At 63.9% G+C, this 20,548-nt stretch carries 12 protein-coding genes, 1 tRNA gene, 1 rRNA gene and 2 pseudogenes; 9 read left to right on the top strand and 7 right to left on the bottom strand.

Features of this window, described 5'->3' with window-relative positions:
* Positions 1-179 precede the first annotated feature (179 nt).
* Complete coding sequence (locus BBIA_RS00915; RefSeq protein WP_033495936.1) at positions 180-1,013, top strand: Cof-type HAD-IIB family hydrolase; 834 nt, start codon at positions 180-182, stop codon at positions 1,011-1,013.
* A 122-nt stretch (positions 1,014-1,135) separates the two neighbouring features.
* Here the strand turns inward: BBIA_RS00915 and BBIA_RS00910 are convergent, their stop codons facing one another.
* The 3 genes from BBIA_RS00910 to BBIA_RS00905 all read right to left on the bottom strand — a co-directional run bounded on the left by BBIA_RS00910 (position 1,136) and on the right by BBIA_RS00905 (position 2,926).
* A complete protein-coding gene (locus tag BBIA_RS00910) occupies positions 1,136-2,299 on the bottom strand; it encodes an alpha/beta hydrolase (protein ID WP_081891782.1) in 1,164 nt (387 codons plus the stop codon).
* 217 nt (positions 2,300-2,516) lie between these two features.
* Positions 2,517-2,666 (bottom strand): hypothetical protein, encoded by a 150-nt coding sequence (locus BBIA_RS14065; protein ID WP_156103655.1) that lies wholly within the window; start codon positions 2,664-2,666, stop codon positions 2,517-2,519.
* A 187-nt stretch (positions 2,667-2,853) separates the two neighbouring features.
* Positions 2,854-2,926: transfer RNA gene (locus tag BBIA_RS00905), tRNA-Arg, on the bottom strand.
* Positions 2,927-3,720: 794 nt separating this feature from the next.
* On the opposite strand from BBIA_RS00905, the gene BBIA_RS00900 reads away from it, so the two are divergent.
* A complete protein-coding gene (locus tag BBIA_RS00900; RefSeq protein ID WP_051923620.1) occupies positions 3,721-4,683 on the top strand; it encodes an endonuclease/exonuclease/phosphatase family protein in 963 nt (320 codons plus the stop codon).
* 153 nt (positions 4,684-4,836) lie between these two features.
* On the opposite strand, the gene BBIA_RS00895 is transcribed toward BBIA_RS00900, so the two are convergent.
* Together BBIA_RS00895 and xseA are read right to left on the bottom strand one after the other, a co-directional pair.
* Complete coding sequence (locus tag BBIA_RS00895) at positions 4,837-5,136, bottom strand: exodeoxyribonuclease VII small subunit (RefSeq protein ID WP_033495940.1); 300 nt, start codon at positions 5,134-5,136, stop codon at positions 4,837-4,839.
* A 102-nt stretch (positions 5,137-5,238) separates the two neighbouring features.
* Complete coding sequence (xseA, locus tag BBIA_RS00890; protein WP_033495942.1) at positions 5,239-6,534, bottom strand: exodeoxyribonuclease VII large subunit; 1,296 nt, start codon at positions 6,532-6,534, stop codon at positions 5,239-5,241.
* 347 nt (positions 6,535-6,881) lie between these two features.
* Here xseA and nrdD point away from each other — a divergent pair, with 347 nt between their 5' ends.
* The 5 genes and pseudogenes from nrdD (at position 6,882) to BBIA_RS00870 (ending at position 17,085) form a co-directional block, all read left to right on the top strand.
* Positions 6,882-9,278, top strand: coding sequence for an anaerobic ribonucleoside-triphosphate reductase (gene nrdD, locus BBIA_RS00885; protein WP_033495944.1), 2,397 nt, complete (start codon positions 6,882-6,884; stop codon positions 9,276-9,278).
* 216 nt (positions 9,279-9,494) lie between these two features.
* Positions 9,495-10,205, top strand: a complete 711-nt coding sequence (gene nrdG / locus BBIA_RS00880) for an anaerobic ribonucleoside-triphosphate reductase activating protein (RefSeq protein WP_152600644.1) — start codon at positions 9,495-9,497, stop codon at positions 10,203-10,205.
* Positions 10,206-10,530: 325 nt separating this feature from the next.
* A pseudogene (locus BBIA_RS15150) lies at positions 10,531-13,830 on the top strand (acyl-CoA dehydratase activase-related protein); the annotation flags it as partial.
* Positions 13,831-14,145: 315 nt separating this feature from the next.
* Positions 14,146-15,731: pseudogene (locus BBIA_RS15145) on the top strand (activase); the annotation flags it as partial.
* A gap of 82 nt (positions 15,732-15,813) precedes the next feature.
* Complete coding sequence (locus tag BBIA_RS00870; protein ID WP_033495948.1) at positions 15,814-17,085, top strand: glutamate-cysteine ligase family protein; 1,272 nt, start codon at positions 15,814-15,816, stop codon at positions 17,083-17,085.
* A gap of 246 nt (positions 17,086-17,331) precedes the next feature.
* Here the strand turns inward: BBIA_RS00870 and BBIA_RS00865 are convergent, their stop codons facing one another.
* Positions 17,332-17,724, bottom strand: coding sequence for a hypothetical protein (locus tag BBIA_RS00865; protein WP_033495950.1), 393 nt, complete (start codon positions 17,722-17,724; stop codon positions 17,332-17,334).
* A gap of 329 nt (positions 17,725-18,053) precedes the next feature.
* Here BBIA_RS00865 and BBIA_RS00860 point away from each other — a divergent pair, with 329 nt between their 5' ends.
* A complete protein-coding gene (locus tag BBIA_RS00860; protein WP_081891801.1) occupies positions 18,054-19,277 on the top strand; it encodes a class C sortase in 1,224 nt (407 codons plus the stop codon).
* 67 nt (positions 19,278-19,344) lie between these two features.
* Here the strand turns inward: BBIA_RS00860 and BBIA_RS14060 are convergent, their stop codons facing one another.
* Positions 19,345-19,743: a hypothetical protein gene (locus tag BBIA_RS14060; protein WP_156103654.1), complete on the bottom strand. Its 399-nt coding sequence runs from the start codon at positions 19,741-19,743 to the stop codon at positions 19,345-19,347.
* Between the two features lie 23 nt (positions 19,744-19,766).
* Between BBIA_RS14060 and BBIA_RS00855 the strand changes: the two genes are divergently transcribed.
* Positions 19,767-20,548 (top strand): 16S ribosomal RNA (locus BBIA_RS00855); the annotation flags it as partial.

The following is a 20,548-nucleotide window of genomic DNA, read 5'->3' as shown; positions in this document are numbered from 1 at the left end:
GCGGCCGGGATTGTGACTGGGATCGGGACCGGGTCTCGAACCTCACCGAATTGACGGCGGAACCGTGCCGGAAGAGCATGCATTGCGGTATGGTCGAACGAATCAGCAGGAACACGATAAAACGCGACAAAACGTGACGGAACGCAACGGAACACTACAGAGGAAAGGAACCTGCGCGCATGCTGCCGAATTTCACCGAAGACGCCAATCTGGACAAGATCGCGATCATCGCGAGCGACATGGACTGCACGCTGCTCGCCGACGACGGCACGATGCCGCCGCATATGGCCGATCGCATCCGCGAGCTCGACGCGGCGGGCATCACGTTCTGCGCGGCGAGTGGACGGCCGAACTACACGCTGGCCGAAATGTTCCCCGGACTCGACCGCCACATGGCGCTGATGTCGGACAACGGCGCGGCGATCTACTGCCGTGGCGAACTCATCTACGAAAGCCTCATTCCCGTCGACGAATACCAGCGGATGATCCGCTACACGCTCGACGACGGCCGCGGCTGCCCGACGGTCTGCGGCATCGACGCCTGCTACATCCGCTCGTGCGACGAACGCTATGACGAGTACTTCCGCACGTTCTACAAGAAGATCGTCTACATGGACGATCTGACCACGCTCGACCGCGACGTCAACAAGTACACCGTGTTCTTCCCCGGCAACGATTCCGAGGAAGTGTACCGCGAAACCTACCGCGACGCCTGGTCGGACCGCTACACGGTGACGAACGCCGGCAAAATGTGGATCGACATGATGAATCCCGGCGTGGACAAGGGCTCGGGCCTTGCCCGCTTGTGCGAGCATCTCGGCGTGGATATCAAGGACGCGTGTGCGCTCGGCGACACGTACAACGACGTGCAGATGCTCGAGGAGGCGGGCCACGGCTACGTGGTCGCGAACGCCGAGGAGCATATGCACGAGCACGCGGGCTGGCTGGCCCCGAGCAACAACGACCGGGGCGTCGCCGCGGTCATCGACGCGGTGCTCGCCGCGCGCGCATAGCCGGTCTCGAACGGAACAGCGGCCGCAGGCTGACGCTCTGGCGTCGGCTGAATGGCGGGGTGATGGCCGCGAAGCGCGGTCATCACCCCGTTCCGTAGCGCGACGATCGTCGCATGGCACGCTCAGCAGCGGTCGAACGAGAACCGCGCGATGTCGTCGAGCGCCCGCTGGCTTTCGTCCAGCCACGTCATGCCGACCGGATAGACGTGACCGAGCGTTTCGTGACGCGCGACCTTGCGGTCGGACAGCTCGAAATCGGCGCCCTTGCGCGACAATGCGGTCGCCAGCGCGAGCGCGTCCGCCTCGAGGAAATCGTCGCTGGACGTGAGAATGAACAGCGGTGGCAGATCGACGTTGCCGACGATGCCCTCGGCCGTCAGATACGTCGGATCGGCCGCGTCGAGCCCGTCGAAGAACTCCGTGCCGAGCATTTGCTCAAGCATGAGCCGCTTGGCTGGATCGTAGCCGGCGCCGGTCGAGCCCGCGCGTTCGATCGCGGCGGGAGAGGCGAGCGAGTACACGCCGCACACCAGCGCGCCGCCGGCGAACTTCAGTCCGGACGGTTCCGCGACGCCGAACGCGCGCGCTGCGTCCGCGCTGTTCTCGATCGCCAGCGTGAGCAGCGCGAGCGCGCCGCCGGCCGAGTCGCCGGTGACGAACACGGCGTTCGGATCGACCGGATACTCGCCCAAGTGCGCGCGCAGCCAGCGCAGCGCCGCCTGCACGTCAGCCAGCTGCCCCTTGAGTCCGGTCTGCGGGGCAGGACGATAGTTGAGCGACACGACCGCGAATCCGCGCGACGCCAGATGCGTGTTGAAGTTGCGGTTGAGCTCCTTGTACCCGTATGTGAAGCCGCCACCGTGGATATCGATGTAGACGGGCGTCGTGTGCCCGCCGCGCACCGTCGCCTCATGCGGCAGGTAGATGTCGAGCAGATGGCCGCGGCACTGGCCGGTCGCGCGGTCCGTGCCGCCGTCCGGCAGGTACGCGATGTCGCAGATCGCGTCCACATTGTCCGGATCATGCCAGTATTCGGAACGTGGCAGGTCGAACAGCGCGGTCTGATAGCGGTTCATGCGGAACGCCTGCGCGCGTTCTGGCGACAAGTCGAGCCCGTCGAGATCGCCGTCGATTTCGGTCCAATGCTCGAACTGTTCCGCGAGCGCCGGGTCGAACGCGGGCTGCGCGGGGCCCGCGCCCGCCGCGGCATCCGAAACGCTGCCGGGGATGTTGCCGTTGTTGCCATTGCTGCCGGTATTGCCGTGGGGATCGGTGATGACTGTCATGCCGCCTCCATTGGTAGTGGGTCAATGGCTTCCATCATAGCGGGCGGAAGCATGCGCGGCGGGCATGAGTCGCGGCCGCGGGCGTCCCGGTCCGACCGGTTCCGACCAGTTCCGAACGAATGAGTGGCGTGCGCTTCCGACCGGCACGTTGCCCGAACGCGCATGAACATGTCTCGTGGCCTGCCGACCGGGCGGACGAATGGCTGCCGCCTGAATGTCAGCCGTCGAGCGAATGCCCGGCGAGCGCGTCGAATGACGTTTGCCGGGCCGGATCGTCGGAGTCCGGCCTTGGCCGGTGGTTCTCGATCCTGCGCACCTCCGTTTTGATCAGATACGTCTCCGCAAAATCAAGCGTCGTATACACCATCGTTGCCCCCTGTCAGTGGTTCCGGCGCATCTTCCCCTCCGCCGTGCCAACCATGAAACCACAGAACGCCGCGCGACACAAGAACCCGCATATAACAAACCCCGATAGCCCGCTATAGCCGCTCGCGAAGACCGGCAAGAATATCAAAAAGGCTTGGAACCGTCAGGATTCCAAGCCCGAAAAACTGTGCCCCGGATCAGATTCGAACTGACGACACCCGCTTTAGGAGAGCGGTGCTCTATCCCCTGAGCTACCGAGGCGACGATGTTCTATTGTACATGCGGCCCGTACAGCGCCTCGCCGCAGCGAGGAACAGGCAATTCGCAGATCGAGATGTGATTGTGCAGGTCATATGGACCTGTTTTGCAAATTGAGCGGTGCCCATGTGCGCGGAACGGCCGTTTGGCGGCATGATTGCCTGTTGTGGCAAGGATATTGAGCCGGATTGGTTCAGGTGGCGTCGCTTGATTTGCGAAACGACCGTCGCCTGCAACGAAGAACGCCGCTCGATTTGGAGAATGTACAGAATGTACATGGACAATGCGCGAAACGGCGTATGAGATTCGCGGGGAATGACGGAGCGCGAGCGCGCATGCGCCATTGCAAAGACGGCCGATGCCGTTGTGGCTCCTGTGAATGGTTCATGCGGATGTGCGGCCGGCCGCTCGCCGCACGATATGGTGGTGGCGGAAAGGAACGGGATGCGCATGGCAGCAACGGCAAACGGTGCTCGCAGATCGGCAAACGGCCGATCGGGCGGACGAGGAAACGGCACGGACGGTGCCGGACGCTCCTTGCGAGTCGGCACGGCGGGCGCGGCACGGGGTTCCGGACATTCCGTGCGATCCAATGCCGGCCGGACTCCCGCCAAATCGACCGTCACGTCATCCGCCAGATCGTCACGGCGCCCGGCGTCCGCCCGTTCCGGCGGCGGTTCCGTCCGGACGAAGCATCCCGCCGGACCGGGCATTCTGGTCGGTTCGGTCGTTCCGGCCGTGGATCGACGGGTGTGTCGTCGTCGCTATGGCGCCGCGTTGCCGGCGTGCTGGCGTGGATGCTGGCCGTGGCCTCGCTGCTGGGCTCCGTTGCCCGCGTGTTGCCGGCCGACCTGCAGGCGCTGCCGTACATGCCGGTGCTGATCGCGGTGACGCCGTGGTTCGCGCTGTCCGCGATCGTTGCGCTCGTGTTCGCGTGGGTCGGCAAACATTGGATTGCGATGCTGCTTGCCATCGTGTGCATCGTCGCGCAGGCGTGGTGGCAGCGGCCGTTTTTCTCGCCGTCGGATCGTCTGTCGCCGGCTGCGATCGCGGCCGTGTCCGGCGCGTCCGCGAACACGCGCGACGTGTACGCCCGTGTGATGACGTGCAACGTGTACAAGGGGCGGGCCGACGCCGCGTCGATCGTCAAACTGGTCAGCGAGCAGCGCGTGGAGATCCTCGCGCTGCAGGAAACGACCGACGAGTTCGTGCGGGCGCTGGACGACGCCGGCATCCGCGACTATTTGCCGTACTCGCAGGTGTCCACGTCGGACGGCGTGTATGGCAACGGGTTGTGGTCCGCCACGCCGCTCGGCGACCCTGCCGACGACGACGTGAATTCGAGCGCGTCGTTCATGCCGGGCGGCACGGTTGAATTTGACGGCACGGACGTGCGGTTCGTGTCGGTGCATACGACGTCACCGACGCGCGGATATTGGCGTCAGTGGAAACGTTCGCTGGATGAGCTTGGCCTGATGCGCGCGCACGAGGGCTCGCGATACGTGTTCATGGGCGATTTCAACGCGACGACCGACCACGCGCCCTTCCGCGATTTTCTTGGCAATCGTTTTTCGGACGCGGCGCAGCAGGCTGGGCGTGGATTCACGTTCACGTGGCCGGCTGACCGGTTTCCGCTGCCTCGGTTTGCTGGCATCGACCACGTTGTGCTCGACAAGGGCATGACGGCCGGCCAGCTGCAGGTGAAGCAGATCCCGGGGTCCGATCACGCTGCGTTGCTCGCCACGATCGCCGTGAAGTGAGCGGCCGCGGTAGCGAGTCGCGAAGGGAACTCAGTCCAGATTGGACTGGGCTGAGCTGCCGAACCGTTAAGCAGACGCCCCAGTGGGGCGTCTGTAGGTGAGGGGAGCGGCTATGCCGCGACGGGCGAAGTGAGGCCGTAGACCGAAGGGAACTCAGTCCAGATTGGACTGAGTTCCAGCGGTGTTCGCGCTGGTGGCCTGTTCGGCCTGCGCCGCGTCGAGCTTGGCCTTGACGTCGTTAAGCAGGCTCTGCGCGCGCTTGGCGAGCGCCTCGCCCAGCTCCCACTGCCGCATGGACTGGTCGAGGTTCAGGCCGCCCGCCTCGAGCGCCTGCACGGCTTGGATGAGCTTGTCGCGTGCCTCCTCGTACGGCATCTGCGCGATGGCCTCGCGCTCCTTGTCGGTCAGGGAGGATGCGGTGGGGGTTGCGGTGCTGCTGGTTTCGTCGGTCATGGTGTTCCTTTGTGCTGTTGGTCGTTGCCGTCGTTCGGCGGCGTTGCGTGATGGGCTGATGCCGGGGCTGCAAGCGTTGCCGGTGATCGACCGGCGCGCGCGTTACGAGACGGTCGCGTTGAGCGGTCCGTGCTTGAGCGTGACGGTGATCGGATCGCCGGTCGAGACGGCGGCAGGATCGTCGATCACGTGCCCGCTGGCGGTCTGCACGACGGCGTAGCCGCGGTCGAGCGTGGACTGCGGGCTGAGCGCGGTCAGACTCGCATGCAGCTTTTCAATCGTCAGGCTCGCATCGTCGGTGATACGCCGCAGACCGATGTCCATGCGGCGGCGAGCCTCGTCGATGAACCGCTGATGCGGTTCGAGCATGGTGAGCGGCCGGGTCAGGCTCGGCCTGTTCGCGTAGCCGTCGACGAGCCGCATTTCGTTAGACACGCGCGATTCGATGCGCATGCGCATGCGTTCGATCGCGCCGGTGACCAGCTGCCACTGTTCGTTGACGTCCGGCACGACCTTTTTCGCCGCGTCGGTCGGCGTGGACGCGCGTAGGTCGACGGCGAGGTCGATGAGCGTCCAGTCGTCCTCGTGTCCGATCGCGGACATGATCGGCGTCGCGCACGCCGCTGCCGCGCGCACGACGGATTCGTCGGAAAAGCCGATCAGATCCTCGAACGCGCCGCCGCCGCGCGCCACGATAATCACGTCCACGTCCGGATCGGCGTCCAGCATGCGGATCGCGGCGACGATGTCTGGCGGGCACTGCGGTCCCTGCACGTGCGCGTGCACGACCTTGAACCTGACGGACGGCCAGCGCAGGTTCACGTTGGTGATCACGTCGCCCTCGGCGCGGGCCTGCGGCGCGCAGATCAGGCCGATGCACGACGGGAACTCGGGCAGGGGGATCTTACGGTCGGCGTCGAACAGGCCCTCGCCCTTGAGCTTGCGGCGCAGCTCGTCGATCTGCTCCTTGAGCCCGCCGCCCGAGCCAAGCTTGCGGATATCGTCGCCGATGAAGCTCAATCGCGTCTGCTTGATCCAAATATCGGCCTTGCCGTGGATCACCACGCGGTCGCCTTGCCGGAATGCGGCGGCCTTGCGTGCGAAATCGCGCCATCCGGACACGGAGATCGCCACGTCCTCAAAATCGTCACGCACGGTCAAATACGCCGAACCGGCGCGACGCGTGTTGATCTCGGTAATCTGCCCGCAGATCCACGCGGCGGGCCACTTTTCCACGGCGACGTGGAACTTCTGGCTCAGCACGGACACGGGCCACGGGTTTTCCGCCGTGGTCTGACTGGCCAGCCGCGGCAGCTGGTCGATCGGCTTGGGCGCGGCCGGCGCATTGCCGCCCGCGAAGGACGGCATGCCCGTCTGATATCCCATATCCTGGTTCATGCCCTCCAGATTCGCCCATTGGCCGGACGACGGCGTGTCCGTTGCGGTGATGCCGTATCCTCGTGTGGGCCTCTCAGGGGCACCCCGGCAACCGTCCGGAGGAACCGCCCGCCGCGACACGCGGAACGTCGATCGTCGCCTAAATCACATATCGCTATTTTCCGGCGTCATTCCGCCGAAGACCACTATATGTAGGTTTGGGGCGGCGGGTCGCCACTAGATATCGGGGTGGGGTTGCCGTACAGTACTTAAGGCCGCCGAACGCGCGGCGCTGCTACACCGGCCTCAAAGGGCCGTCCGGACAAGTGAACACAGACAGGAACAGCAGACATATGGAAGGACTTCAGATGGAAGCTCAGATGATGAACGACACCGCATCGGGCACCCGCGGCGCCGTAGGCACCGTGCTGGTGGAGAAGCGTGACGGCCGCGTGGTCGACTTCGACCCGGTCAACATCATCGAGGCCGTGAAGTCCGCCTTCGGCGACCTCGACAAGCAGGTCGGCCCCGAAGAGGAACAGCTCATCCGCGGCTTCGCCAACCAGGTCGAAGGCGAAATCAAGGAACGCTACAACGGTCCCGCCAAAATCGAGGACATCCAGAACCTCGTCGAGCACGCGCTCATCGACGCGCACCTGTACGACGTCGCGCGCGCCTACACCAACTACCGTCTCGACAAGGACATCCAGCGCGCCAAGGCCACCGACGTGAACGAGGCCGTCGCCCGCTTCATCAACCAGGACCCGACGCTCATCCACGAGAACGCCAACAAGGACGCCAACGTGTACGCCACGCAGCGCGACCTGCTCGCCGGCGCCGTCTCCAAGGCCGCCGCATTCAACATGCTGCCGCCGGCCGTCTCCAACGCGCACATGAAGGGCGACATCCACTTCCATGACGCCGACTACTCGCCGTTCACCGCGCAGTCCAACTGCAGCCTCCCGAACTTCTGGGACATGCTCGCCAACGGCTTCACGCTCGGCAACGCGCCGATGGCCTCCCCGAAGTCCATCGCTATCGCCGCCACGCAGATCACGCAGATCATGAAGGACGTGGCCTCCAGCCAGTACGGCGGCCAGACCGCCAACCGTGCCGACGAGCACCTCGCCGTCTACGCGAAGAAGGACTACGAAAAGTTCCTCGAGGAAGCCCGCGAAACCATTCCCGACGGCATGCCGGTCGAATTCGCCCGCCGCCAGGTCGAGAACGCGAAGGCCAACGAGCCGTCCAAGCTGCACTTCGGCAACCGTGAACCGCTGCCGATGGACACCCCGTTCCACACCGACGTCGACGAACTCGAGCAGGAGCGCGAGATCCTCGCCAAGATCCGCACCCGCAAGTCGATCTACGACGCCATGCAGACCATGGAGTACCAGATCAACTCCAACCGCGTCTCCAACGGCCAGACCCCGTTCGTGACCATCGGCTTCGGCCTCGGCACTGACTGGTTCGCCCGCGAAATCCAGCGCGCGATCCTCCTCAACCGCATCCGCGGCCTCGGCAAGGAACACCACACCGCTATCTTCCCGAAGCTCGTGTTCACCCTCAAGCACGGTGTGAACGCCGACAAGGGCGACCCGAACTACGACATCAAGCAGCTCGCGCTCGAATGCGCCACCAAGCGCATGTACCCGGACGTCGTGTTTTACGAGAACATCGTCAAGATCACCGGCTCCTTCAAGGCGCCGATGGGCTGCCGCTCCTTCCTGCAGGGCTGGATCAACCCGGCCACCGGCAAGGACGAGGAGGACGGCCGCATGAACCTCGGCGTCGTCTCCGTGAACGTGCCGCGTATCGCGCTCGAATCTCACGGCGACAAGGCCCGCTTCTGGAAGCTGTTCGAGGAGCGCATGGAAGTCGCCCACCAGGCGCTGCAGTTCCGCATCATGCGCTGCAAGCAGGCCACGCCGGTCAACGCCCCGACCCTGTTCCGCTTCGGCGCGTTCGGCCGCCTCGGCGCGAACGACAACGTCGACCAGCTGTTCAAGAACGAGCGCGCCACCGTCTCGCTCGGCTACATCGGCCTCGCGGAGACCACCGCCGTGTTCTACGGCAAGAACTGGATCCGCGACCACGGCTGGGATCCGGAAGGCAAGGAGTTCGCGCTCTCGATCGTCAAGCGCATGAGCGAGCTGTGCAAGCAGTGGAGCAAGGCGGAGGGCTACCACTACTCCGTGTACTCCACGCCGGCCGAGTCGCTCACCGACCGCTTCAACCGCATGGACCGCGAGAAGTTCGGCCGCGTCGAAGGCGTGACCGACCACGACTTCTACACCAACTCGTTCCACTACCCGGTCTGGCTGCAGCCCACCCCGATGGAGAAGCTCAACTACGAGAAGGACTTCCCGTACTATGCTTCCGGCGGCTTCATCAACTACTGCGAGTACCCGTGCCTGCAGGACAACCCGAAGGCTCTCGAAGCCGTGTGGGACTACGCCTACAACATCGGCATCGGCTACCTCGGCACCAACACGCCGATCGATCACTGCTTCGTGTGCGGCTTCCAGGGTGACTTCGAACCGACCGACGAGGGCTTCAAGTGCCCCGAGTGCGGCAACTCCGACCCGGACAAGTGCAACGTGACCAAGCGTACCTGCGGCTACCTCGGCAACCCGGTCCAGCGCCCGATGGTGCACGGCCGTCACGAGGAGATCTCGCACCGCGTCAAGCACATGAGCGGCGAGACCGGCCACGTGACGCTGGCCGACGGCTCCGAGCGCGAGTGGTTCGAAGAGGCCAAGTAACTACTGGTATTGCGAAGGTGTCCGCAAGGGTCGCCGGCATGTATTGTCTGACACACTCAAGGCCGTTCGGCCAAGCCTACGGTCAGACAACACATGCCGGCGACCCTCGCTCGTTTTCGCGTAACGTTACGGTTGGTGGGAGCGGAAAAGTTTGCGGCTGATCGCGTTTGACGGTTATGTTGCGGTTGGTTGCGAGGCTATATGAGGAGGCTGATGATGGACAGGACGCCGATGTTGCATGATTTTGCGGCGGGGGAGACCGGGCGCGGGCCGTCGATTCCGACCGACGAGGCGAACAACCCGCGCGCCGGACAGTGGGATGGCCGGCGCATGTCCCGGCGCATGATCGCCGACTACAAGACGTTCATCGTCACCGACGGCGAGGGCGTGCGCAACTCGCTGTATGTCTCCGGCTGCCCGTTCCACTGCGTCGACTGCTTCAACTCGTCCATCTGGGATTTCCAAGCCGGACACGAGTACACGCAGCGGCTCGAAGACAAGATCATCGACGATCTGAAGGCGCCGTGGGTGCAGGGCATCACGTTCCTCGGCGGCGAACCGCTGCTGAACACGCCCGTGCTCGTGCCGCTCGCCGAACGCATCCGCGCCGAATTCGGCCACGAGAAGGACATCTGGTGCTGGACCGGCTACACGTGGGAGGAGCTCATGCGCCCCGGCGAAACCGAGGACAAGATGGCGCTGCTGCGCCTCATCGACATCCTCGTCGACGGCCGCTACATCAAGTCGCAGCACGATTCGCTGCTGCAGTTCCGCGGCTCGAAGAACCAGCGCATCCTCGACGTGCCCGCCTCGTTCGCGGCCGGCAAGCCGGTCATCTGGGCCAAACTCCACGACCAGGAGCGAGACATCCCCGAAATCTACCTGAAGGACCGCATGGCCGGGGAGGATTCGAAGTCCTCGTCGTGATCCCATTGCGCGATGCCCGATCGAGCGGGGCGCGCGACGGAGAAACCGTTGTTTCCGTCGCGCGACTTCAATGGCGGTCGCCCGCAACCCGACAAACTCCGGCGACGCGCGGGGTTTCGCCGCTTCCTCTGTTAGATAAATCACGGCGGGGAGGCAGTTCGGCCGGTCTCTTGGGCGGGGCTACAGACTAAAGTAAGGAACCTGAGAGGCCGGGCAATGCGCGGAATGCGTTGCGCCGCCGGGGATGCGGACGCCAGTGCGAACACCCCGCGAGCGCCGGAAAACTGGAACATTCGCGCCCCGGAAATTCGTTAAAGAGGTTTACATGGTGAACGAAGCACATACCGCGGCGGCACGCCACGATACGAAGTCGTTGCGCGTGGGACTCGACATCGGCTCCACCACGGTCAAGGCCGTGGTGCTCGATCAGTCCGACTCCCTGAGCGACACCATCTTCTCCGACTATCGCCGACATCACGCCAACGTGCGCGCTACCGTGGCAGGCCTGCTCGTCGACATCCACAAGGAACTCGAGGGACGGGGCCGCGGCGACGAGCCGATCCGCCTTGCCATCACCGGTTCCGGCGGCCTCGCGCTCGCCGACAGCATGCACGTGCCATTCGTGCAGGAGGTCATCGCCGAAACCGAGGCGATCGACAAGGAATACCCGGCGGCGGACGTCATCATCGAGCTCGGCGGTGAGGACGCGAAGATCACGTACCTCAAGCCCACTCCCGAGCAGCGCATGAACGGTTCGTGCGCGGGCGGCACCGGCGCGTTCATCGACCAGATGGCCACGTTGCTCGACACCGACGCGTCCGGCCTGAACGAAATGGCGAAAAGCTACGAGAACCTGTATCCGATCGCGTCGCGCTGCGGCGTGTTCGCCAAAACCGATCTGCAGCCGCTCATCAACGATGGCGCCGCCAAGCCGGACCTCGCCGCGTCGATCTTCACGGCCGTCGCCACGCAGACCATCGCCGGCCTCGCCTCCGGCCGCCCGATCCATGGCACCGTCATCTTCCTCGGCGGTCCGCTGTTCTTCATGAGCGAGCTGCGCGCCGCGTTCCAGCGCGCGCTCGACGGCAAGGTCGACGAGTTCATCGTGCCGACCAACGCGCACCTGTACGTCGCCTACGGCGCCGCATTGCAGGCCGACATGGACAAGGACGACGAAGGTCACCATTTCGAGGCGCGCACCTGCGACGACATTCTCAAGCGGCTCGACGAGCTCAAGAACCTCCCGTCCAACACGCCCACCATGCCGCCGCTGTTCCCGACCGAGGCCGACCGCGAGGCGTTCAACAAGCGCCACCACCGCGAGCACATCCACATCGGCACGCTCGAGGGCGCGCACGGCCCGCACTTCCTTGGCATCGACGCGGGTTCGACCACCATCAAGGCGACCCTCGTCAACGACGACCGCGAAATCGTGTGGTCCTCCTACGCGAACAACGAGGGCAGCCCGCTGACGGCCGCCATCAACATCGTCAAGCAGATCCAGTCCCAGTTGCCTCAAGGCGCGTGGATTGCGCGATCCTGCGCGACCGGCTACGGCGAAGGCCTCATCACCACCGGACTGCACTTGGACGAAGGCGTGGTCGAAACGATGGCGCACTACCGCGGCGCTGAAATGGTGAGCCCTGGCGTTACCGCCGTGATCGACATCGGCGGCCAGGACATGAAGTACCTCGCCATCACCGACGGCGTGATCGACTCGATCGCCGTCAACGAGGCGTGCTCGTCCGGCTGCGGCTCGTTCCTGCAAACCTTCGCCATGTCGATGGGCCTGACCATTCAGGAATTCACGCAGAAAGCTTTGGCGTCCACGCATCCGGTCGATCTCGGCTCGCGCTGCACCGTGTTCATGAACTCGTCCGTCAAGCAGGCGCAGAAGGAAGGCGCCTCGATCGAGGACATCGCCGCCGGCCTGTGCTATTCGGTCGTGCGCAACGCGCTGTACAAGGTCATCAAACTGCGCGATTCCGGCGAACTTGGCGACACAGTCGTCGTGCAGGGCGGTACATTCCTCAACGATGCCGTGCTGCGCGCGTTCGAACTGCTCACCGAACGCGAGGTGACGCGACCGAACATCGCCGGCCTCATGGGCGCGTACGGCGCGGCGCTCACCGCGCGCATGCACTACGAGGACGTCGCCGACGACGATCACGAGCACGTGCTCGCGGACGGCACGTCGGCCGAATCGACGAACGATACGGCAAACGTTGGCGCGAACGATACGGGCGACGCGACGTCCGACGTTGCGGCCGATCACGCGAACGAAGTCGTCGTCGACGGCGTGCATCACACCGCATCGTCGATCCTGACCGGCGACGAACTCGATCACCTGTCGATGACCACCGAACGCGACGTGTGCAAGCTGTGCCAGAACCACTGCAAGCTCACCGTCACCACGTTCTCCGACGGCTCGCGATTCGTGACCGGCAACCGCTGCGAACGCGGCGGCGACGCGAAAAAGCAACGCTCCGACCGACCGAACCTGTACGACTACAAGTACAAGCGCTGCTTCGCCTACCGTCGCCTCACGGACAAAAAAGCCACGCGCGGCGAAATCGGCATTCCGCGCGCGCTCAACATGTACGAGAACTACCCGTTCTGGTTCACGCTGCTCACGTCGCTCGGCTTCAAGGTCATGATCTCCGGCCGCAGCTCGCACGAACTGTTCGAGACGGGCATCGAATCGATCGCATCCGAGAACATCTGCTACCCGGCCAAGCTCGTGCACGGGCACATCAAGTGGCTCCTCAACAAGGGCGTCAAGACCATCTTCTACCCGTGCGTGAGCTACGAGGACAACCTCGTGCCCAACACCGACAACCACTACAACTGCCCGGTCGTGGCGAACTATCCGCTCGTCGTCGGCGCGAACATGCCCGAACTGCGCGAAGACGGCGTGCGCTACATGCACCCGTACTTCAACCTCGCTAACCACGAGCTCATGGTCGACCGCATCGTCGAGGAGTTCGCGTGGGCGAACGTGACGCGCGAAGAGGCCGAGACGGCCGTCAAGGCCGCGTACGCCGAAGACAAGGTGTTCAAGAACGACGTGCAGCAGGAAGGCCTGAAGGCGCTCGCCTATATGAAGGAGCACGGCTGCCGCGGCATCGTGCTCGCAGGCCGCCCGTACCACGTCGACCCGGAGATCAACCACGGCATTCCCGAGACGATTTGTTCGCTCGGCATGGTCGTGCTCTCCGAGGACTCGATCTGCGAACTGCAGCCGGGCCAGAAGCTCGACCTGACCGAATTCCTGTCCGCCGGCGAGGAGGACCCGCGCAAGAAGAACGCGAACGGCTTCCGCCACGTCGGCGATCGCAAGGTGAGTGTCAACCGCATGCCGCTGCGCGTGACCAACCAGTGGGCGTACCATTCGCGCCTGTACGCGGCGGCGCACTTCGTCGCCTCGTATCCGGGACTCGAGCTCGTGCAGCTCAACTCGTTCGGATGCGGCCTCGACGCGATCACCACCGATCAGGTGTCGGAGATTCTCGCCGACAAGGCCGACGTGTATACGCTGCTCAAGATCGACGAAGTGTCGAACCTGGGTGCGGCGAAGATCCGTCTGCGCTCGCTCAAGGCCGCGGTCGAGGAGCGCGAACGCAACAAGGCGAAGGCCGTCGCGGCCGTGTCCGCCGCGCACGGAGCCGGTGCGGCCGGTGCCGGCGCGACCGGTTCGTCCGCCGCGCAGCTCGTCGGCAAACAGGACCAGACGATCGTCGCCGCGCCGTCCGCCGCCGAAATCAAGGCGCGCGAGGCCGCCCAGGCCAAGGCACAGGCCGATCTGGCCGCCGCCGAAACGCAGCTCGCCGCGGCGAAGGAACAGCTCGCCGCCGCGCAGGCCGCGGTCAAGGCAGCGGAAGCCAAGCGCGCGGCCGCCGATTCGGCAGTCGCTGACGACGAAACGGCCCAGTCCGCCGCGCCGAAATCGACCGGATTCCGCAAGACCGGTTCGCAAGCGCCCACCCCGGGCCGTCAGGTCCTGCTCGACACGACGATGGCCGCCAACCCGAAGCTCACCGAATCGGTGCGCCGCGCCTCGCGCCTCGCCGCACAGCGCGACATCGAAGCGGCCGTCAACGCCAAGACCGTGCTCGCCGGATCCGACGGCACGGTGGACACACCCGGCAAGACCGCCCAAAAGGCCAAGTCCGGCCACAACAACGCGACCATGTCGCGCTACGCGCACCGTCAGAAGTTCGTCAAGGACATGAAGAAGGACTACACGATCGTCGCCCCGCAGATGAGCCCGATCCACATGTCCCTCGTCGAAGCGGTCATCCGCTCCGGCGGCTACAAGTTCGACATCCTCAAGCACGCCAGCCGCGGGGACGTCGAAACCGGCCTCAAATACGTGAACAACGACGCCTGCTACCCGGCCATCATGGTCATCGGGCAGCTCATCGACGCGATCATCCAAGGCAAGTACGATCCCGACCACGTCGCGCTCGCCATCACGCAGACCGGCGGCATGTGCCGCGCGACCAACTACTTCGGCCTCATCCGCAAGGCGCTGATTGACGCGGGCTATCCGCAGATCCCGGTCATCGCGATCTCCACGCAGGGCCTCGAGGACAACCCGGGCTTCAAGGCCACGCCGGTGCTGCTGCACCGCGCAATCAAGGCGCTGATCCTCGGCGACCTGCTCATGAAGTGCCTGTACCGCGTGCGCCCGTACGAGGTCGAGCCGGGTGCGGCGAACCGCCTGTATGAGCAGTGGGACGTGATCGTGCGCGAGACGCTCGAACACCACGCTTCTCCAAGACCGCGGCCAAGACGCCGTGGCTCAAGAAAGCGTACCTGCCGTATCCGGTACTCGCCAAGGAGATCGTGAAAAGCTTCGACGCACTGCCATTGCGCGACATTCCGCGCAAGGTGCGCGTCGGCGTCGTCGGCGAGATCCTCGTCAAGTATCAGCCGGACGCGAACAACCACGTGGTCGACGTGATCGAATCGCAGGACTGCGAGGCCGTGGTGCCCGGCATCATGGAGTTCATGACGACCCGCCCGTACATCACCGACTGGAACGAACGCAACCTCGGCATGGGCGGCAACCAGCAGCTGTACGCGCTCATGCGCTGGGGGCTCGACCGGTACAACGCGCCGATCAAGGCGGCAATCGCCACCGCGCACGGCAAGTTCAAGCAGGACGATCCGATGCCCGAGCTGGTCAAGAAGGCCGCCGAAGTCACGTCGATCGGCGTGCAGGCCGGCGAAGGCTGGCTGCTCACCGCGGAGATTCTCGAACTGATCGAACAGGGCTGCCCGAACGTGATCTGCGCGCAGCCGTTCGCCTGCCTGCCCAACCACGTGACCGGCCGCGGCATGTTCGGCAAGATCCGCCGCCTGCACCCGGAGGCCAACATCGTCTCCATCGACTACGATCCGGGCGCGAGCGAGGCGAACCAGCTCAACCGCATCAAGCTCATGATCGCGGCGGCGAAAAAGGCCCACGACGCCAAATTCGCCGCTGCCGGCGAGCCGCAGGGCTTCGCGTCCGCCGACTGACGGCAGGCACTCTAGTCTGTTATCGATTTTCCATATAGCCGTCCGGCCGCGTCGCCGGACGGCTTTCGGCTAAGCTGGGCGCATGAGTACACCGCGTATCAGTTATGCCCATTTGCTGGCCAAGCCGAATCCGAAGCACGTCCAGAGCCTGCTCGACTTCTTCGAGCACGGCCGGTCCAAACGCGGCACGGGCGGCTTCGGCGTGGAGATCGAGCATCTGCCGGTGCATAACAGCGACGATACGGCGGTGAGCTACTACGAGCCGAACGGCATCGAAACACTGCTGCGTCGCATCGCCCCGTACTACGACAAGGACAAGGAGTACTGGGAGAACGACCATCTGGTTGGTCTTGCGCGCGAGGGCATCACCGTGTCGCTCGAGCCGGGCGGTCAGGTCGAATGTTCGCTCGGCATTCTCAAGAAGCCCGAGGATCTCAACACGCTGTACCGCACGTTCCGCCGCGACGTCGACCCGGTGCTCGACGAACTCGACTTCCGCCTCGTCAACTACGGCTACCAGCCGAAGTCCAGCTATGCGGACGTCAAGGTCAATCCGAAGGACCGCTACGACGCGATGACCGCATATCTCGGCCGCGTCGGCCAGTTCGGCCCGTGCATGATGCGCTGCTCGTCGTCCACGCAGGTGAGCATCGACTACGTCGACGAGCAGGATTCGATCGAAAAGCTGCGTCTCGGCACGATCGTCGGGCCGATTCTCGCCTGGTATTTCCGCAACACGCCGTATTTCGAGGGCGAGCCGAACCCGTGGCCGCTGCTGCGCCAGCGCATGTGGGATTATCTCGACTTCCAGCGCACGAACGTGATCCCCGGCCTGTTCGACCCGCGTTTCGGTTGGGAGGATTATGCGATCGACGTGCTGTCCACGCCGCTCATGTTCGCCGACCTGACGCACACGCCCGAAGCCGAGGGACTGAGTGGCAAGGAACTGCACCATCCGGCGTTCTACGAGAACGCGGGCGACGTGTACCCGGACCGCGAACTCAACCCGTACGAGATCAACCACATCATCTCCACGCATTTCAACGACGTGCGGCTCAAGAACTTCATCGAACTGCGCCACTGGGATTCGCTGCCGGTTGCACGCGCCGAACGACTCACCGAAATCATCGCGTCGCTGTTCTACGATCCGTCGAACCGCCAGCGGCTCGTCAGCTACTTCGACGGCATCCGCGAGGAGGACGTGTTCGAAGCGAAGGCCAACCTGCAGGCGCACGGCCGCAATTCGTCGCCATACGGCCAGCCGCTCGAATTCTGGAAGGAATTCCTCGGCATCGAGGGCATTCTTGCGGACGAGCCGGGCGATCCGAAGCATCCCGACGTGTTCCAGGCGTAGCGGCCGCAAGTCGCGACGGCGTCCATGATGAGATCCTGCGCGACCATCTTGTTTAGGCGTGGTATGTCCGGATCGGCGACATCGTCGACATCGCAGTGATACGCCGGTGCGTATCGATGAGGTGTTCGACCGTGTACGCCGATCCGGGTGCATGCATGTTTCTCCAACAACGATGTTGTTGCACCGCAGTTGTCTTAATCGCAGATCACGTATACGTGGTCTATGACGTTGAAGGATCTCTGATGATCAGAACAGCGGTTCCATGCTGCTTTCCGGCTTGTCCCTGTCCTTACTCTTGGCGGCCGGATGCCCCTTCCAACGCGCTTCGACCACCCATTCGCCGTTGCGGTTCACGGTGCGCGCCTCGAACATGCGGTCCTCGAAGCCGCGGCGTGTGCCGTGCGAGATTTTCCATGCCGCGTTCCATGCGCTGCGTCGGTTCGCGGAGGCGAGCACGACCTGCCATCCGCGTTTCGCGCGCAGCCATGCGGCCAGATCCGGGCCGTTGTGCTTGATGTCGCCGATCGGACGGGAGTCCTCCAATTGCGCGTTCAAACCCTTCCTGCGGCATGACTGGAGGAAACGGGCCGCTTCGAGATCGTCGTCGAAGCTGACGCGAATGACCGTCTGCTTGCTCATGGCATTGATTGTAGCCGTTGCCGCGTCCGGCGCCGGCATACGTGGATTTCGCGCGCAGGGTTGTCCGAAGCTGTTCGGATTCGCGGTGATTCGTTCGGCTTTGTCCGTCGCCGGTCCGCCCACTGGCGATCGGTTGTGTGCGAAGATGCCTGATGATGGTTGATACTGTTCGTTTCGGCTGGCGCACGCATTACGATGGTACCGATACGGTTCGGTTGCCGCGGACGATGCGCGGCGGAAAGGCGGATCCGATGGGGAATGGCGCGCGGCACGGACGGCACAGCGGTCGATCCGGCGGAGGATCCGTCGCCGAAAGCGGTCGGAATGACATGCGGTCCGTCGCTGACGGGCCTACGCGACGTGACGATCGCCGGCATGCCGGTCGCGTCGCAGCGCCCACGTCGTCGTCACGGGCGTCGTCACGGGCGTCGGTGTCCGCACAATCGTCGTTCACGCCGCAATCATTCGCCGAAGCGATCAACGTGAAAGACGTGATGATCCTGCGCCGCAAACTGCGCCGGTCGCTGATCACGATGCGAGCGTTCGCGGTGCTGCTTCTGATCGCGGCGATCGCCGTTGCCGGATATCCGCTCGCGCTGCAATACCGCAACGCGGTCGAACTGCAGCGCACGTCGGACGCGATCGCCGCGCGCGTCGCCGGCTGGTCGCCGCAAAAAGTGAGCGACGAACTCGCGTCGGCGCGCGAATACAACAAACGGCTCGCCGCATCCGGGCAACCGGTGCTGGGCGAGGCGATCGACCCGTTCTCAACGCAGGGCGGCGGCTCTCAGGCCAAAGGCGAGGACACCACGTCGGCCAAGGACAAGGACTATCAGGCGCAGCTCGACACGGGCGGCGGCATTATGGGCACCGTGCGCGTGCCGAAAGTGTCGATCGACCTGCCGATCTACCACGGCACGTCGCAGGAGGCGCTCGCATCCGGTGCGGGGCACCTGTACGGCACGAGCCTGCCGGTGGGCGGCAAGTCGACGCATTCGGTGATCACCGGCCATCGCGGATTGGTCGAGGCGCTCATGTTCACACGACTCGACGAAATGCAGAAGGGCGACTTCTTCTACATCGAAGTAATGGGGGAGACGCTCGCGTACGAGGTGGACCGGATCAGCGTGATCAAGCCGGACGACACTCGTCTGCTGCGCATCGTGAACGGGCAGGATCGCGTGACGCTGATGACGTGCACGCCGTACGGCGTGAACACGCACCGACTGCTGGTGTCCGGTCACCGCGTGGCGATTCCGGTGCCGGCGCCGGATCCGAGCGACGTGATCGATGGCCGTACGGTCGGCGTGATGATCGGCGTCGGATTGCTGGTCGTCGGTTGGATTGCGATTGTCGCGCTGCGGCGGCGGAACCGCGAGCGGCCGGTGATGGCGATGCGGCATGCCGCCGCCGGAGCCGCTGCCGGCGGAACGACCGGCGGTGCCGTCGGCGACGCGAATGACGGCTTGGCCGGCATCGCTGTTGGCGGTGCGGATGCTGGTTTGCATGACGGTCGTCTGGTTGACGATGCGGCTGGACGTGTCGCGGTGTGATGCGCGGAGGATTGTTGTGGTTCGCGCATATGTCGTGTCGCGTTCACGTTGGCGTTTCCTGCGGGGATTAGTCTGTGCGGTAGCGGCTTGGAGTGTGGCGAGGCCGGCGATCGGGACGGATTGACGGCTCTGCGACACGCCGATGGATACCTGTTGTTGCAACGGTTTTGGCCGTTTTTTGTGTTGCCGGTTTGCGTTTGGTGGCTGGTGCGTGTAAGTTAATCACCTGTTGCCGCTCGGCAAGCGAGCTTCTCTTCTTGGGTTGTGGGTTTGCTGGTGTGGTGGTGGTTTGAGAACTCAAGAGCGTGTTTGTACTACTTTTTAGAGTCAATGTTTTGATTGCCAGTTTGTTGTCCGCCTGCTGCTGTTTGTGGTGGTGGGTCTGTGTGAGCAGGTAATGGATGGCAAGGTTTTTGTGTGAATGTCCTTCCTTATAGGATGTTCCGTCAATATGTATGAGAGTCATTGTTGGTTCTCTTTGCAAGTTTTTTTGTGGAGGGTTCGATTCTGGCTCAGGATGAACGCTGGCGGCGTGCTTAACACATGCAAGTCGAACGGGATCTTCCAAGCTTGCTTGGGGGTGAGAGTGGCGAACGGGTGAGTAATGCGTGACTGACCTGCCCTGTACTTTGGAATAGCTCCTGGAAACGGGTGGTAATGCCGAATGTTCCACATGAGTGCATGCGATTGTGGGAAAGGGTTTACCGGTATGGGATGGGGTCGCGTCCTATCAGCTTGTTGGTGAGGTAATGGCTTACCAAGGCTTCGACGGGTAGCCGGCCTGAGAGGGTGACCGGCCACATTGGGACTGAGATACGGCCCAGACTCCTACGGGAGGCAGCAGTGGGGAATATTGCACAATGGGCGCAAGCCTGATGCAGCGACGCCGCGTGAGGGATGGAGGCCTTCGGGTTGTAAACCTCTTTTATCAAGGAGCAAGGCGGCCTTTTGGTTGTTGAGTGTACTTGTTGAATAAGCACCGGCTAACTACGTGCCAGCAGCCGCGGTAATACGTAGGGTGCAAGCGTTATCCGGATTATTGGGCGTAAAGGGCTCGTAGGCGGTTCGTCGCGTCTGGTGTGAAAGTCCATCGCTTAACGGTGGATCTGCGCCGGGTACGGGCGGGCTGGAGTGCGGTAGGGGAGACTGGAATTCCCGGTGTAACGGTGGAATGTGTAGATATCGGGAAGAACACCAATGGCGAAGGCAGGTCTCTGGGCCGTTACTGACGCTGAGGAGCGAAAGCGTGGGGAGCGAACAGGATTAGATAC

The organism is Bifidobacterium biavatii DSM 23969 (assembly GCF_000741165.1).
GTDB classification, from domain to species: Bacteria; Actinomycetota; Actinomycetes; order Actinomycetales; family Bifidobacteriaceae; genus Bifidobacterium; species Bifidobacterium biavatii.
Note: the sequence above shows the minus strand (reverse complement) of the source record. Positions and strands in the feature narration are given on the sequence as shown.

Excerpts from the sequence above, each read along its gene's own strand:
- BBIA_RS00915 (WP_033495936.1), top strand. The coding sequence starts at position 180 with ATGCTGCCGAATTTCACCGAAGACGCCAATCTGGACAAGATCGCGATC.
- BBIA_RS00910 (WP_081891782.1), bottom strand. The coding sequence starts at position 2,299 with ATGACAGTCATCACCGATCCCCACGGCAATACCGGCAGCAATGGCAAC.
- BBIA_RS14065 (WP_156103655.1), bottom strand. The coding sequence starts at position 2,666 with ATGGTGTATACGACGCTTGATTTTGCGGAGACGTATCTGATCAAAACG.
- BBIA_RS00900 (WP_051923620.1), top strand. The coding sequence starts at position 3,721 with ATGCTGGCCGTGGCCTCGCTGCTGGGCTCCGTTGCCCGCGTGTTGCCG.
- BBIA_RS00895 (WP_033495940.1), bottom strand. The coding sequence starts at position 5,136 with ATGACCGACGAAACCAGCAGCACCGCAACCCCCACCGCATCCTCCCTG.
- xseA (WP_033495942.1), bottom strand. The coding sequence starts at position 6,534 with ATGAACCAGGATATGGGATATCAGACGGGCATGCCGTCCTTCGCGGGC.
- nrdD (WP_033495944.1), top strand. The coding sequence starts at position 6,882 with ATGGAAGCTCAGATGATGAACGACACCGCATCGGGCACCCGCGGCGCC.
- nrdG (WP_152600644.1), top strand. The coding sequence starts at position 9,495 with ATGGACAGGACGCCGATGTTGCATGATTTTGCGGCGGGGGAGACCGGG.
- BBIA_RS00870 (WP_033495948.1), top strand. The coding sequence starts at position 15,814 with ATGAGTACACCGCGTATCAGTTATGCCCATTTGCTGGCCAAGCCGAAT.
- BBIA_RS00865 (WP_033495950.1), bottom strand. The coding sequence starts at position 17,724 with ATGAGCAAGCAGACGGTCATTCGCGTCAGCTTCGACGACGATCTCGAA.
- BBIA_RS00860 (WP_081891801.1), top strand. The coding sequence starts at position 18,054 with ATGCGGTCCGTCGCTGACGGGCCTACGCGACGTGACGATCGCCGGCAT.
- BBIA_RS14060 (WP_156103654.1), bottom strand. The coding sequence starts at position 19,743 with ATGACTCTCATACATATTGACGGAACATCCTATAAGGAAGGACATTCA.